At 50.9% G+C, this 13808-nt stretch carries 13 protein-coding genes and 1 tRNA gene; 7 read left to right on the top strand and 7 right to left on the bottom strand.

Features of this window, described 5'->3' with window-relative positions; genetic code table 11:
* Positions 1-136: 136 nt before the first annotated feature.
* The 7 genes from miaB to KI809_RS02535 all read left to right on the top strand — a co-directional run bounded on the left by miaB (position 137) and on the right by KI809_RS02535 (position 6903).
* Positions 137-1465, top strand: a complete 1329-nt coding sequence (miaB, locus tag KI809_RS02565) for a tRNA (N6-isopentenyl adenosine(37)-C2)-methylthiotransferase MiaB (protein ID WP_214169941.1) — start codon at positions 137-139, stop codon at positions 1463-1465.
* A 33-nt stretch (positions 1466-1498) separates the two neighbouring features.
* Positions 1499-1999, top strand: coding sequence for a bifunctional nuclease domain-containing protein (locus tag KI809_RS02560; RefSeq protein WP_214169940.1), 501 nt, complete (start codon positions 1499-1501; stop codon positions 1997-1999).
* Between the two features lie 24 nt (positions 2000-2023).
* Complete coding sequence (locus KI809_RS02555; protein WP_214169939.1) at positions 2024-3094, top strand: M42 family metallopeptidase; 1071 nt, start codon at positions 2024-2026, stop codon at positions 3092-3094.
* Between the two features lie 161 nt (positions 3095-3255).
* A complete protein-coding gene (gene guaB / locus KI809_RS02550) occupies positions 3256-4728 on the top strand; it encodes an IMP dehydrogenase (protein ID WP_214169938.1) in 1473 nt (490 codons plus the stop codon).
* A complete protein-coding gene (guaA, locus tag KI809_RS02545) occupies positions 4725-6287 on the top strand; it encodes a glutamine-hydrolyzing GMP synthase (RefSeq protein ID WP_214170483.1) in 1563 nt (520 codons plus the stop codon). Before guaB ends, guaA begins: the two co-directional genes overlap by 4 nt.
* 95 nt (positions 6288-6382) lie before the next feature.
* Entirely contained in the window at positions 6383-6709 is a 327-nt protein-coding gene (gene flgM / locus KI809_RS02540) for a flagellar biosynthesis anti-sigma factor FlgM (RefSeq protein ID WP_214169937.1), read from the top strand.
* A gap of 119 nt (positions 6710-6828) precedes the next feature.
* Positions 6829-6903 (top strand) — tRNA-Gly (locus tag KI809_RS02535).
* A 514-nt stretch (positions 6904-7417) separates the two neighbouring features.
* Here the strand turns inward: KI809_RS02535 and KI809_RS02530 are convergent.
* The 7 genes from KI809_RS02530 to trfA all read right to left on the bottom strand — a co-directional run bounded on the left by KI809_RS02530 (position 7418) and on the right by trfA (position 13793).
* The gene (locus KI809_RS02530) at positions 7418-8887 is read right to left on the bottom strand and encodes a Fic family protein (RefSeq protein WP_214169936.1); all 1470 of its coding nucleotides are present in this window, start codon (positions 8885-8887) and stop codon (positions 7418-7420) included.
* Positions 8888-9347: 460 nt separating this feature from the next.
* The gene (locus KI809_RS02525; protein WP_214169935.1) at positions 9348-10235 is read right to left on the bottom strand and encodes a ParM/StbA family protein; all 888 of its coding nucleotides are present in this window, start codon (positions 10233-10235) and stop codon (positions 9348-9350) included.
* A gap of 202 nt (positions 10236-10437) precedes the next feature.
* Complete coding sequence (locus KI809_RS02520) at positions 10438-11058, bottom strand: hypothetical protein (RefSeq protein WP_214169934.1); 621 nt, start codon at positions 11056-11058, stop codon at positions 10438-10440.
* Between the two features lie 57 nt (positions 11059-11115).
* Positions 11116-11604 carry a hypothetical protein gene (locus tag KI809_RS02515; protein WP_214169933.1) on the bottom strand — a complete coding sequence of 163 codons (489 nt, stop codon included), beginning with the start codon at positions 11602-11604 and terminating at the stop codon, positions 11116-11118.
* Positions 11605-11640: 36 nt separating this feature from the next.
* A complete protein-coding gene (locus KI809_RS02510) occupies positions 11641-12198 on the bottom strand; it encodes a sigma-70 family RNA polymerase sigma factor (RefSeq protein WP_214169932.1) in 558 nt (185 codons plus the stop codon).
* A 194-nt stretch (positions 12199-12392) separates the two neighbouring features.
* Positions 12393-12710, bottom strand: coding sequence for a hypothetical protein (locus tag KI809_RS02505; protein ID WP_041969936.1), 318 nt, complete (start codon positions 12708-12710; stop codon positions 12393-12395).
* A 243-nt stretch (positions 12711-12953) separates the two neighbouring features.
* The gene (gene trfA / locus KI809_RS02500) at positions 12954-13793 is read right to left on the bottom strand and encodes a plasmid replication initiator TrfA (protein ID WP_214169931.1); all 840 of its coding nucleotides are present in this window, start codon (positions 13791-13793) and stop codon (positions 12954-12956) included.
* Positions 13794-13808 lie beyond the last annotated feature (15 nt).

Genomic DNA, 13808 nt, shown 5'->3' with positions numbered 1-13808 from the left:
TCAAAAGCAACAGCAACTATGGCTTTTACAGACAGACCAGCAGCGGTTGCGCTCGATTAAATGGCAAACGCTATTGACGGCTGCGGTGGAGATTGCGTACTATCCATGGCAATGCTTACAGTTTAATGAGGGGAATATGGAAAGTCCGAAGTTTCTCTATCTGCAAACATTCGGTTGTCAGATGAATGTGAGCGATTCAGAGAAAATAGCATCACTGCTTGCCGGGGTAGGGTATCAGTTGACGGAGGAATCGACTGCTGCAGACCTGATTATCCTGAACACCTGTACCGTACGGGCAAAGGCCGAGGAAAAAGTATACCGGCAGCTGGAGAATCTGCGACCGCTTAAGAGAAAGAAACCATCCCTGCTGTTTGGTGTCGGGGGCTGTGTCGCTCAGCAGGAAGGTGAACGTCTCCTGGAAAAGGTGCCCTATCTTGATCTGGTTTTCGGCACTCATAACCTGCACCGCATTCCCCAGATCGTGCTTGCGGCAGAAGAGGGGCGGCGCCTTTCGGAAACAGACTTCATCGACAATGAAACCAGGTTGGGGTTGTTTCCCAGCGATGACCAGCCGGGAGGGGTCACCCGGTTTGTGACGGTCATGCAAGGGTGCGACAATTACTGCTCGTACTGCATTGTGCCATATGTCAGGGGGCGCGAGATCAGTCGCCGCTCAGCGGATATCATTGCCGAGATCAGTCAGATGGCTGCCAATGGAGTGAAGGAAATCACCCTGCTTGGGCAGAATGTCAATTCTTATGGGCTGAACGACCCCGATCAGCCCGATTTTGCTGGGCTGCTCCGGATGGTGTCTGACATCGTCGGCATTGAGCGCATACGGTTTACTACTTCCCATCCCAAGGATATAACCAGGCCGTTGATCGACTGCTTTGCCCAGTTACCCAAGCTGTGCGGCCATATCCACCTCCCGGCCCAGGCTGGCAGTAGTGCTGTGCTGGCCAGGATGAACCGGGGGTATACCAGGCAGGATTATCTGGACAAGGTGGCGGCGCTGAGGGCTGCCAGGCCGGATATCGCCATAACCTCCGATATTATCGTGGGGTTCCCCGGTGAGAGCGAAGCCGATTTTGCCGAAACTCTGTCCCTGGTTGAGGAGACCAGATACACCGATATCTTTTCCTTTATTTACTCGAAGAGGCCTGGCACTGCTGCGGCAGAGTTCGATGGCGACTTGCCGTATGACCTCAAGCTGGAGCGGTTGGACCGTCTGGCCGAGGTCCAGAAGAAGATTACCCGCGAGTTTAACAAGGCCCAGGTCGGCTCGGTTCAGAAGGTTCTTGTTGAACGGGCAAGCAGACGCCCTGGCCAGATCTTCGGCAGAAGCAGCTACAATCAGATTGTGAATTTCGACGGCGATATTTCGCTGGTCGGCAGCCTGGCAGATGTCGAAATCATAGAAGGATATCAGAACTCGCTACTGGGACGGCTTGTCACTGGGCACTGACCGGGACACATTGCTGTCGGAGGCTTTTCATTTATGTATGTTGAGATGACGGTTTACGGATTCACCATAGATAGCGTTTCGCAACGGCCGGTAGTGCTGCTCAAAGATACCGAGGGGGCAAATACCGTCCCCCTTTGGATCAGCCTCAAAGATGGAGTGTCCATAGCTGCTGATCTGCTCTGTCGCGATCTTGCCAATAAGGAAGGCCGGTCGGATTTTCTCGACTCTCTGCTGAAAAAGCTCGAATTGTCGCTGTCTCGCGTCATTGTAGACATGGATGATGGTGGTGACATTGTTGCCCATGTCTGTCTGTCTGCTTCTGGCAATGAGGAGGTTGTTGCTGTGGGGCTCGCTGAGGCATTGAACGTGGTACTGAGCCGGAAACTTCCTCTCATGGTCTCTTCACGCTTGATTGACTGGGCAACCCGTTATGCCCTCAATGACGAGGTGGTGCTAAGCGAAAATAATGAACGCAGGTATGCCGACTTTCTGGAGAACCTCGACCCCTCGCAGATGAACAAGCTGCCGATCTGAAATTACAGAAAAGAGGTATTGAATATGCGCAATGAATCTTTTGAATTTCTTTCAAAGCTGGTAGCAGCGCCAAGCCCATCGGGTTACGAACAGCCGGCACAGCGGGTATTCCGTTCGTACGTTGAGAAATCTGCCATTGTGACAACTGACGTCATGGGCAATGTCTATGGGATGATCGAAGGGACTGGAAAGGATCGGCCGCGGGTGATGCTGGTTGGCCACTCCGATGAAATCGGTCTGCAGATTCGCTATATCGATGACAACGGCTTTATCTATTTCGGGGCCATCGGTGGTGTTGACGCCCACCTTACCCCTGGCCAGAGGGTTATAGTGCATGCGGGGAAGGGTGACGTGACGGGAGTAATCGGTCGCAAACCGATTCACCTGATGGAGCCGAAGGATCGCGATACTGTGACCAAGCTTGACAGCCAGTATATCGACATCGGGGCTGCGACCAGGCAAGAAGCCGAAAAGCTGGTACGGGTTGGTGACCCGATAACCTTTGCCGCTGGGATCGAGCGGCTTCAGGGTGACCGGGTGACCTCCCGCGGTTTTGACGACAAGGCCGGCAGTTTTGTGGTTGCCGAGGTGCTGCGCCAGGTTGCTGCCGCCAAAAAGAAACTGTCCGTTGATCTGTACGGAGTATCGTCAGTACAGGAGGAGGTTGGACTGCGCGGCGGCACCACCAGCAGTTACACGGTAAACCCTGATATCGGCATCTGTGTCGAGGTTGACTTTGCCACAGATCAGCCCGATGTGGAAAAAAAGCATAATGGTGATGTCAAAATCGGCAAGGGGCCGATCCTCCCCCGTGGCGCCAACATCAACCCGGTGTTGTTCGATCTGCTTGCTTCGACTGCTGAGGAGCAGAAAATCCCGGTTCAATTTACCGGCATTCCCCGCGCAACCGGCACCGACGCCAATGTCATGCAGATCTCCCGGGGCGGGGTTGCTACGGCACTGGTCAAGATTCCGCTTCGCTACATGCACACACCGGTTGAGGTGCTGTCGCTGTCGGACCTGGATAACGCCGTAAAGCTGATCGTTGCGGTGCTGTCGAAAATCAAGGATAAATCTCTTTTTATTCCGAGATAATGGCGGAGACTTTATGGGAATTTTATAACCCCTTTCTCCTTGACTTGCAGTAATTCCTGTACTAATTTCTTCTGTTAATCATCTTGCGGGGTGGGATATTCAGCCATTGGCCTATTCCGCCCCGTTCGTGTATCGTTAACCCATGGATAAAGGAGCCTCCCATGCTGGACGAGACTATTCTTGAAGGACTTACCTTTGACGACGTACTGCTTGTCCCTGCACACTCCCAGGTGTTGCCGCGCGATGTTGAACTGTCAACCCGACTGACAAAGAACATTTCCCTTAATATCCCGCTGGTAAGTGCGGCAATGGATACCGTAACCGAGGCTCGCACTGCCATAACCATGGCCAGGGAGGGGGGGATCGGCTTTATCCATAAGAATCTCTCGATTGCCGATCAGGCCATGGAGGTGGACAAGGTCAAGAAGAGCGAGTCCGGCATGATCGTAGACCCAATCACTATGCGGCCTAACCAGAGGATAGGCGAGGCTTTGGATATGATGGCCAAGTACCGGATATCCGGGGTTCCGATCACCAAGCCGAACGGTAAACTGGTCGGAATTCTCACCAACAGGGATCTTCGTTTTGAAACCGACATGAATCTGTTGATCTCCGAAAGGATGACCAAACGGAATCTGGTGACAGTATCGGTCGGGACTACGCTGGAAGAAGCCAAGGAGCATCTCAAGCATACGCGGGTGGAGAAGCTGCTTGTTGTCGATAATGAGCGCAACCTGAAAGGGCTCATCACCATTAAGGATATCGAGAAGGTCCGGAAGTACCCCAATGCCTGCAAGGACAGCCTGGGCCGTCTGCGGGTCGGTGCCGCGGTTGGCCCTACGGCGGACATGGATGCCAGGATTGATGCACTGGTCAAGGCCGGAGTGGATGTTGTTGTGGTTGATACGGCGCATGGCCATTCGCAGGGCGTTATTGATGCGGTCCGCGATGCAAAGTTGAACTTCCCCGGTATTGAGCTGATTGCCGGCAACATCGCTACTGCCGAGGCTGCAGAGGCGCTGATCAAAGCCGGGGTCGATGCGATCAAGGTTGGCATCGGACCCGGTTCGATCTGCACCACCAGGGTTGTCGCCGGGATCGGTGTCCCCCAGATAACCGCCATCAGCAACTGTGCAAAGGTCGCCCGCAAATACGGCATTTCCATTATTGCCGACGGCGGCATAAAGTATTCGGGAGATCTGACCAAGGCCATTGCCGCAGGAGCCGATGTGGTGATGATCGGCTCACTTTTCGCCGGGACTGAAGAGTCGCCTGGCGACACGGTTCTCTATCAGGGTCGAACCTACAAGAGCTACCGGGGCATGGGGTCTATCGGTGCGATGAAGGAAGGGAGCAAGGACCGTTACTTCCAGGGTGATGTGGAGAGCGAGGTCAAGCTTGTTCCTGAGGGGATCGAAGGGATGGTTCCGTTGCGTGGACCGTTGTCGATCAATATCCATCAGTTGATAGGCGGGCTCAAGGCAGGGATGGGGTACACCGGGTGCACCAATATCAGGAACCTGCAGCAGAAGGCCCGTTTTATTAGGATTACCGGCGCCGGGCTCAAAGAGTCGCATGTGCACGATGTAACGATTACCAAAGAGGCGCCAAATTATCGTGTAGGCGGCAACTGATGACTGACATCCATAGTGAAAAAATCCTGATTCTAGATTTTGGCTCCCAGTATACCCAGTTGATTGCCCGTCGGGTGCGTGAGGCCCATGTTTACTGCGAACTTCATCCGTTTGATATGGATATTGCTGCCATTCGAACTTTTGCTCCGAATGGGATCATCCTGTCCGGAGGTCCAAAGTCGGTATATGAAGAGGGTGCCCCGTCTGTTGCGGAAGAGCTGTTTGAGCTTGGCGTACCGGTACTGGGGATATGTTACGGCATGCAGTTGATGAGTCGTCACTTCGGCGGTGAGGTGATTCCAGCTGGCAAGCGGGAGTTCGGCCACGCGGACCTCCTGGCCGGTGGGACTCCGGGTCCTCTTTTCGACGGTTTTTTCGTGGAAGGAAAAAGTCCGGTCTGGATGAGTCATGGTGACCACGTCAGCAAGGTACCGTCCGGTTTTGAGGTGGTTGCCTTAACGGCGAATGCCCCGGTTTGCGCCATTCAGAATATTGCCCGAAATCACTACGGCGTACAGTTTCACCCTGAAGTTAACCACACCCCTCGCGGTGAGCTGTTGATCGATACCTTTGTTCGCAAGGTGTGCGGATGTGCCGGCAAGTGGACACCTGGGCAGATTATCGATGACGCGATAGCGCGTATTCGTCAGCAGGTCGGAACTGATCGCGTTATCCTGGGACTGTCCGGAGGGGTTGACTCATCGGTCGCCGCAGCTCTGATTCACCGGGCCATTGGCGATCAGCTTACCTGTGTCTTTGTTGATAACGGACTGTTGCGTCTTGCTGAAGGCGATCAGGTAATGGCAACCTTTGCCCAGAACCTTGGGGTAAAGGTGATCCGGGTGGATGCTGAGGAGCGATTCCTTTCGGCATTGGCTGGAGAGGCTGATCCTGAAAAGAAACGCAAAATAATCGGCAATCTTTTTGTCGACATCTTTGAAGAGGAGTCAAACCGGATCGTTGATGCCAAATGGCTCGCGCAAGGGACCATCTATCCAGATGTTATCGAATCTGCCGGTGCTAAAACCGGCAAGGCCCATAACATCAAGAGTCATCATAATGTCGGCGGACTGCCGGATTACATGAAGCTGCAACTGCTCGAACCGCTTCGCGAGCTTTTCAAGGATGAGGTTAGGGCCATCGGCGAGGAGCTTGGTTTGCCGCATCAAATGGTCTGGCGGCATCCCTTCCCAGGGCCTGGGCTTGGAGTGAGAATTCTTGGCGAGGTCAGGAAAGAGTTTGCCGACATTCTACGCCGGGCAGATGCCATTTATATTGAAGAGCTTTACGCTGCAGGGCATTACGACAAGATCAGTCAGGCTTTTGCGGTATTCCTTCCGGTCAAGAGCGTCGGTGTTATGGGTGACGGCCGTACCTATGAGTATGTTATCGCCTTGCGGGCGGTTGAGACCAAGGATTTCATGACTGCCGGCTGGTATCCCCTTCCTTATGAAGATATGGCCCGCATCAGCAGCCGGATTATCAATGAGGTAAAGGGTGTAAACCGGGTAGTTTACGATATTTCTTCCAAACCACCAGCAACTATCGAATGGGAATGATTGATAGAAAAAATCTATTAAATCACTTTTTTACTAAAGTTTTTTCAAGTGGTGCCGATATTTATTATAATTTAGCACTGCGGAGGTGAGATGGAATGAGGATTGAGCCAACCAGTCAACAGATAAACCCTGCATTCATCCGCGATGAATCGGTAAATCAGGTTCAACAACAGCAACAGTCGAATAAACAGTCAGAGCAGTCAAGCCGAGCCGGCAAGTCGGATAAACTGTCCATCTCTCAGACTGCCAACAGTATCAATGCAGCTGCCTCAGAGGTGAAATCGGCTGAACAGTTCAGGGCTGACAAGGTTGCGCAGATCAAGGCCCAGCTTGAATCAAATTCTTACGATCCTGGCAGCCGGAATGTTGCAGAAAAAATGATTACTCAGATTGGAGCTTTTCTGAAAGGCGCATCAGCCTAACACCAAGCATCATAATGTTTCCGAAAGAGCCCGCGATGAGCGGGCTCTTCTTTTTGGCATATGAGCGATTCAAAACTATTGACAACAGACGTCGTTGTACGATAAAAATACCACCTCACGCGGGAGTAACTCAGTGGTAGAGTGTCAGCTTCCCAAGCTGAAGGTCGTGGGTTCGAATCCCATTTCCCGCTCCAATAAAATCAAGGGGTTAGACGTCAGGTCTAACCCCTTTTTTATGCCTATCTTGCCCCTTGCATCCGTTTTTGCATCCGTTTGTTTCTGAGACAATAAGAAATAGTCTGCGACGTTTTGAACGTTGAAGAATCAGGCATACGTTATTCTTTACGTGTAACCTACTTGTATTATTAGACTTAGTGGTGAAACCGACATCAGTAAAAGTAAATTATTGATAAAAACGGCGGGAACGATGGGATGATTGCTGAAAATAATTCTGCCTCCTACTTTACACTTTCGAACACTTTGCATCCGTTTATGCATCTGCTTTCTGGATAACATATTGAGTTAATTGATTAATAGCGCATTATTCGGGGCTCTGTTGTTGCGGACAGCGCGGATAATGATGCAAGTCTCGCAGTGAGCACCGAATAAAAAAGTGGGTGAACCCGTAAGTTCACCCACTTTTCTATTTAAGCTCGATAGATTTTTATGCTGGATCGTGATGACTGTGCATCAGGAAGCCGTTGTTTGCTACGTTGAGAGATTGTTCGGGATAAGCAATTTCTTGTCATCCGCCGGATCATCAAAGGCATGGCATTCCTCCATCTGTAATCTGGCTGTGCCATAGTCTTCAAAGGAAACATTGAAGACGAACTCCCGCGCAAATGACATGACACTTATGAATGACTCCGGTTGCAGGTGATTGGTCAATCGTTTAAGCGAGGCAACATATTCATTCCTGAACACCGAGGGGATGATAATCCGTGTTTCGTCTGCAGCTACCAGCTCAGAATTCATCATGGCCCGTGCTGTTCGTCCGTTTCCGTCGTCAAAGGGGTGTACCTCTGCAACGAGGAACATTATCAGAAGAGCACGGGCAAACGGGTGCTCAAGTGACTTGTACATTCCAAAGCCTTGCATAAGGGTGCCTTGAACCAGATCGGGATCAACGAAACGGGTTGCACCGGCAAAGTTTGTTTCCTTTTTGAATTGCCCTGGTCTCTTGTCGGGTCGCCCGACCATGATGTCGGTGTGCCTGGCACGCAGAAGTGCAATCATCTCTTCCGCTGTCCCTGGTGTCTGTCGCATGTTATCCAGGCTGCTTACCACTCGATACGTGCCAAGGATATCGTGTCCGTCAGCAGGCCGTATTGTTGGGATGACTCCCGAATCCACGATTTCCTTGGCCTCGTCTACTTGGAACCGGGTCCCTTCGATGTAATTGGAAAAATATGAATCAAAGAAGGCAACAGTGTAAAATGACGGTCCAGAACCGCTACTCGTTGGACAGTATTTATACGGATTAGACGCCAGGACGGACCAGAGCGCTTCCACATGCTCCAGTGCATGCGGATCATATGGGGCGCCAAGCTGGTGTGCTTTGGCAATCGGGTCGGCAAGTGTGGCTTTACGTGTCCTGAGCAATGTGCCGATAATATCGTCCAGCTCGGCAAACTCTTTCTCCAGTCCCAGTTGTGGCGCAATGAGCCGGGCCTGATCACGCAGCCGGTTGATCGACTTTTCTTTCTCCACGTTCAACTGTTCTGCCAGCCGACGTTCAATCAGTTCGCGCGGAAGGTTTTTCAACTCGCCACCGCTTCGCTCCCGGGAGGGGGTAAGATTTTCAAGTAGAGCACGGGCACGGGATGACATGAATATTCCCAGCAAGGGGGTATCCCCTTCGACTGGTGGCGGTCCCTTTATTTGGATGAACTTTGTGCCATGCAGTTCGAGAGACCGGGGATATTCTCCGGTGACATATACCCGGCCAGCGGGAGAAACGCGACTTTCAAGTGCTGTACGGTTACTCACGACGCATCCCGGTAAAAGCAGGGACAATGCCTGCAACCAGTTCTGTCGAATGATGTACGCGGGGTCGTCATTGATGTTGGTTGTGTAGAGCCTTGGGCCGATTTTGCGAACACGCCCAGCCTTGACTTCACGGCTGATCGCCCCCGATGTATTTGAGTCGGAGAGAAACAGCAGTGGTAATTTTTTCATGTTTAGCGTCATGGGTAACTCGCAAAATAATGTATTTCGTAATAATAGATACCACAAAATGCTGATTTTATAAAGTTAAAGATATTTTTATAGTTTTAAGCTGTATAATTCGAAGGTGTGTAGTGCCGGCCTCCCAAACGTCATTCACTCCAATATACTGTCCAACACGCTACTGCTATCGTTTTGCGGCGTAAATGCAGAATGGGGCTTTGCTCCAACTCGTTGAACCGGTGTTTCTATACATTGTTTATCAGACTGCAAAGGAATAGACGGCGGAGAGGTTTCCGTAGCGGTCTTCCCCTCCATAAGCAAAAGCACTTGGCACCCCTTCTCCGTGGAAAGGAACTGTTTAAGCGCTTCATGGGTGAATGCCGCCTGCTTCCTGTTTTTGCGCAATCGATCAAACGCGTTGATGATTGTCGGATCATAGGTACATAGCTTGATGGAGTATTGGGGCATATTACACACCCTTTCCAAAAGCGAGTGACTGAAACCCTCTGGCATTAGCGTACTCAGGCTCGGGTAGGACAACCACTTCAATATTTCTTGCCGGCAATTCGTTTTTCAGCAAGGCAGCGCCACCGCCGAATAACAGGACCCGATCAAAATCAGCGTGCATGCCGACATGAGCCTGCAGTTCCCCCTGAATGTCCCTTATGATGTGCTCAATATATGCGACACCTGCTTCCTGGATCTCTCTCGTCACGTCGTGGCGTTCAAAGCCGTATTGCAGATAACCTTTTTCGATAAGGAATGCAATTTCGACCGGGGTGAAGGTTCCTGATGGTGCGAGCTCCTTGATCCGGGGAAGGAGAAAGCTGGTTGCCATCTGGTGGACACCACGTTTATTGAGGGTCTTGCCATGAATGATCTGCTTTCGATGCGGCGAGAACAGGGTAAAGATGATGGTGTTGAATCCGATGTCGATGCCCAGAACGTTTCCAGTCGGTCGTTCCGGCAAGCCATCCAAATAGTCCCTGAGTCCTCCCAGCCCCTGAGGGAAAACGGCAACATCCTTGATGGAACCTCCTGCCAGCGACTTTGCCAATGCGGGAACCGCCCCCCCGGGCTTGTGCTGCTCCTGCCAATAGGAATATGGGAGACCTACAGCAAGAAGAATATCTCCTTCGGTATCTGCCTGCTTTTGGCACTGCTCGACAAAGACCGGATAATAGCGAACCAGTTCTTCCATTGTTTTCAGATAGGAAGAGCCGGAAGACATCAAGGAGTCCTCACCCACCAACAGGCTGTCGCCGTTGTAACTGAACGCGGAGATTATTCTTCCCTTACGATCCCCATAGATCCACTTGGCCGAAGAAAATCCGAGATCACACACCAATACATTCATAACTACCCCCGATATTTTTGTGAGGCATTTACGCCTCCATAATTAATATCTATAGGGGGGGCAGGTTCCGGTGGCGAAAATGGGGTCCAAAATGGCTGCCATTTGGAGATATCAAATTTTAGTGGCATCTATGGCAGCGAAAAAGTAGCCATGAATGAGCCAATTTGCCGTTATTCTAAGGATGGTGGCTAAAATGCCACCATCAATGAGCCATACCGTCATTCAGTGAATCTGGATCGAGTCGGTTCAACCTCATGATGTACTCCTGCATTCTAAACGCGGATTTTATGGTGTAAAACGCTTCGTCCCAATCTTTTCCTCGTCCTTCGATCATCGGATACTCCGGAACAGTGGCAAAGAATGTTTTGCGTTCGACATCCCAGTCGATTCTGAGCGAAGCCGGCTGGGTGGAGGTTTTTCTTTTCTTCCTCTGTTTGAGCCTTTTGCCGCCAAACATGCTGAAGAATACTTCCGGGAAGTCTCTCTGTAGCGCTATATGAGCTGAGGTCGCGATTCCTTCTCCTGGTGCAGTTTTGAGTTCAGCCGTAGCCGATGAAGGGTCCATTTTCCAGCCAAGGCACCAGCGGCCAAAGGAGAAGCCCTTTTTACGAAATGCCAACGTCAATTTGGGATCGATTTCATATTGACGCCGGTATTCGCTTCTGGCCATGGCAGGAATATGCCCTGTTTCCCGCAGCAAGCTGTGAACGAAATCGACGCTGGTTTTCCTGAGTGCCTTGGTGATCTCCACTACGCTAAAGCCGGCCGAATATGACTCGATGATCCGGTTGTTGAGTATTTCTTCCAAATCCTCAATTTGCATCATGCCTCCTCAATGTAATACAAACTTTTCTACAAAGACTTTCCTTAGAAAAGTTTGTTATTTGGATTTTTTGACAGATTTCTCCAGACGTTTTTGGGATGACTTCCGTTCAAGAGCCGAAAGCGCAAGGAAAAGTTTTCTGGTTTCCCCCCGTCTGTTCCGTAGCATGTTGTAGGCGATCTGACGGATACGCATGATCTTGAACTCCGGGTATTCGATATGAAAAAACTCGCGGATACGCTTTGATACTTCCATGATCGAAACTCGCGATTTCTGCTTGAACTCATCGGGGAGGTAGGAGTTCAGGATGTAGCGCTCAATCTTTCCGAAATTGGGAAAGGCCAGTATGAGAGCTCTCTTGTCGGGTTTGAACGTCATGTTCATCTGGGCCACATACCATTCGCTGGACCAGATTTGACAGAGGACTGACAACGTGTGCTGATCCGAGTCGGTCAACGGCTCTGATATGAGGCCATCGTTGACCAATCGTTTAAGAGCTTTCTGTGATACCGGTCGATATGTTGCTGCTGCTTCCTCCAGGTTCATTGGTGATCTCCTGTGTTCGTTGTTGCTGAAAAATCGTTATGCGAAACGCTGGGGATCAATGGCCCCGCTGCTGACCAGAGTCTTGACCCGCACCATTGCCCTGTTGAGAATATCGCGCACATTTGAAACGACGCATCCCAAGCGTTCGGCAATCTCGTAGTTTGAGAGCCTCCCTTCCATTCCGATCCCCAGTGACAGATAGAGAACCTGCTGTTCTTTTTCGGTGAGGAGATGACAGATCGAATTGTAGATTGCCTCTGTATTCGGCTGTTTTTGTCTGCCTTTATTGCGTTTGCCGGATATTGCCGCGAGATCTTCGGTACACAGATGGGAGGGAATTGAGTTTGATCCGTGGGTCAGTATGTCCGGAGAAGGGGTTATGACACTTATCTGGCTGCGGAATACCTTCCAGAAGGCAGCCTCGAAGCGAATGTGCTTCTGTTTGCTGCGTACTGCCGCAATCATTGCCGCCTCAAATGCTTCTTGCATGTAGTCGCATTCTTCGTAAGGGGAGAATCTTCGGTATTTAGCGATATAGCCTTTGATTACTGGCTGATGGTCCTTTACCCATGCAGCCGCTTGCTGAAAGTCCATGATTGAACCCTCCAGATAAAAAAAGCCGGCCACGGAGTCGTGCTCCGATGACCGGCTTTGCCAGTGCCCAATGCTTTGAGCCTGGCCGTGCCAGAATGAAATTTCGATTCAGCAACCAGATACGGCTTACGTGCCGAATCCAGACGCGATACCACCCATTTGATGTGGCTTTTTCAGGAAAAAGGAATCAGCGGTTATTTCAACCTGATTCCCAAACATGCTGCTATGCGGATAATGTCCTGCTTTGATGCCGATTTACGAAGATGATCCTCAACTTTTCTGCGTAGCTTTATGGTATCCATCTCCGCTATGATCCTCACCCCGCATACCTGAATTGAGCCGTCCTCAGTCAGCGACACCGCACCGTTTGCATACGCTTGTCCAATTACGGTGAGATTCGGAGTCCCTTTATTAAGGACAAATGAGCCTTCGGAATAGACAACGGTCTGGCCTGATCTGCGCAGATACGAAACCACGGTTTTCATTGCTTCATCCGGAAATGGGCAGTTCATCGATATTCCTTCCTGTCAATCTGACGCCTCTTATTGGTTAAATAATGGTTAAAAGATGATTAGCCGGGTGTTGATAACCCCGTAACCAAACGATTGTTTTCTGGAAATGGAAACATGGCGGTCGGTCATAAGTCATGAGTGCGGTCGGTCTAAAGTCAGTATTCTGGTCGGCCATAAGTCAGTACCGGTCGGCCAAAGGTCAATAGGGGGTCGGTCATAAGTCAATGTCAGGTCGGTCATAGGTCAATACCTCCGGGTAACCACGACAAGTTCATTCTTAAATTCCCACGCTTCCAGAAAACCAACCTCCTTCAGAAGATCGAGGGCCTTCTTCAATTCCGCCTTGAAGTGCTTTGCTTTCATCCCGGAACCGCACAGCTTCAACAAGGTCTCGATCTTGACCGGATACGGTTTGCGATGACTCGCCCAGTAGCCGAAAAGCTTTGAAGCAATTCCGTCCGGCAATAACCGCCTGGTCTCCCAAGCCACCCTGGTCAGGAATTCTTCGTCGAACAGCAACTGCATTTCCTTGCCAACCCAGACCTGCCAGCGTGAAAGGTTTTCATCCCGGTCGTTTTTCGACATGAACTTTTGAATCAGCGAGATGCTGATGAAGCACTGCAGGCGCTTCGACTGGATACGCAGCGCCGTCGCCTGCATACGACTGAGACACGTTCGCAGCCGTTCATAATTCTGACCCTTGATAGGCCAGCCGAGAGCCTTGATGAATGAATAGGGAGTGAACTCAACACACTCCCCCAACGGGATCTTCTTGATCAGATGCATGAGATGCATCCAGACAAGCTCATCGTCCTGACGCAATTCTTCGCCACGGTAGATAACCTGGCCATCTCCAATCACGGCTATTTCAGCTTCCTTCATGAACACGCGAGAAAGATTCCTGTTCCGACAGTTGAAGAGTGCCGAACGCAATATTTCGTTCGGCATTGCCCTTTGTCCGTCTGGCCATTCGGGAAGATATTTGGGCCTTGCGGCAAGGCTTGCCAATATCTGCTCGAAGGAATCAGGCACACAGGAGTTTTTGGCGTCTGTAAACAGTTGTGGTTGTGATTCGTCATGCAAACGCTACCTCCCGGA

This window comes from Geoanaerobacter pelophilus, from assembly GCF_018476885.1.
Classification (GTDB): Bacteria; Desulfobacterota; Desulfuromonadia; order Geobacterales; family DSM-12255; genus Geoanaerobacter; species Geoanaerobacter pelophilus.
The sequence above is the reverse complement of the archived record's forward strand: the minus strand, read 5'-3'. Positions and strand labels throughout refer to the sequence as shown.

Coding starts and splice junctions, on each gene's coding strand:
- KI809_RS02520 (WP_214169934.1), bottom strand. CDS start 11,058: ATGCAAATTGAGGATTTGGAAGAAATACTCAACAACCGGATCATCGAG.
- KI809_RS02560 (WP_214169940.1), top strand. CDS start 1,499: ATGTATGTTGAGATGACGGTTTACGGATTCACCATAGATAGCGTTTCG.
- flgM (WP_214169937.1), top strand. CDS start 6,383: ATGAGGATTGAGCCAACCAGTCAACAGATAAACCCTGCATTCATCCGC.
- guaB (WP_214169938.1), top strand. CDS start 3,256: ATGCTGGACGAGACTATTCTTGAAGGACTTACCTTTGACGACGTACTG.
- miaB (WP_214169941.1), top strand. CDS start 137: ATGGAAAGTCCGAAGTTTCTCTATCTGCAAACATTCGGTTGTCAGATG.
- KI809_RS02530 (WP_214169936.1), bottom strand. CDS start 8,887: ATGAAAAAATTACCACTGCTGTTTCTCTCCGACTCAAATACATCGGGG.
- KI809_RS02505 (WP_041969936.1), bottom strand. CDS start 12,710: ATGAACTGCCCATTTCCGGATGAAGCAATGAAAACCGTGGTTTCGTAT.
- KI809_RS02555 (WP_214169939.1), top strand. CDS start 2,024: ATGCGCAATGAATCTTTTGAATTTCTTTCAAAGCTGGTAGCAGCGCCA.
- KI809_RS02510 (WP_214169932.1), bottom strand. CDS start 12,198: ATGGACTTTCAGCAAGCGGCTGCATGGGTAAAGGACCATCAGCCAGTA.
- KI809_RS02515 (WP_214169933.1), bottom strand. CDS start 11,604: ATGAACCTGGAGGAAGCAGCAGCAACATATCGACCGGTATCACAGAAA.
- KI809_RS02525 (WP_214169935.1), bottom strand. CDS start 10,235: ATGAATGTATTGGTGTGTGATCTCGGATTTTCTTCGGCCAAGTGGATC.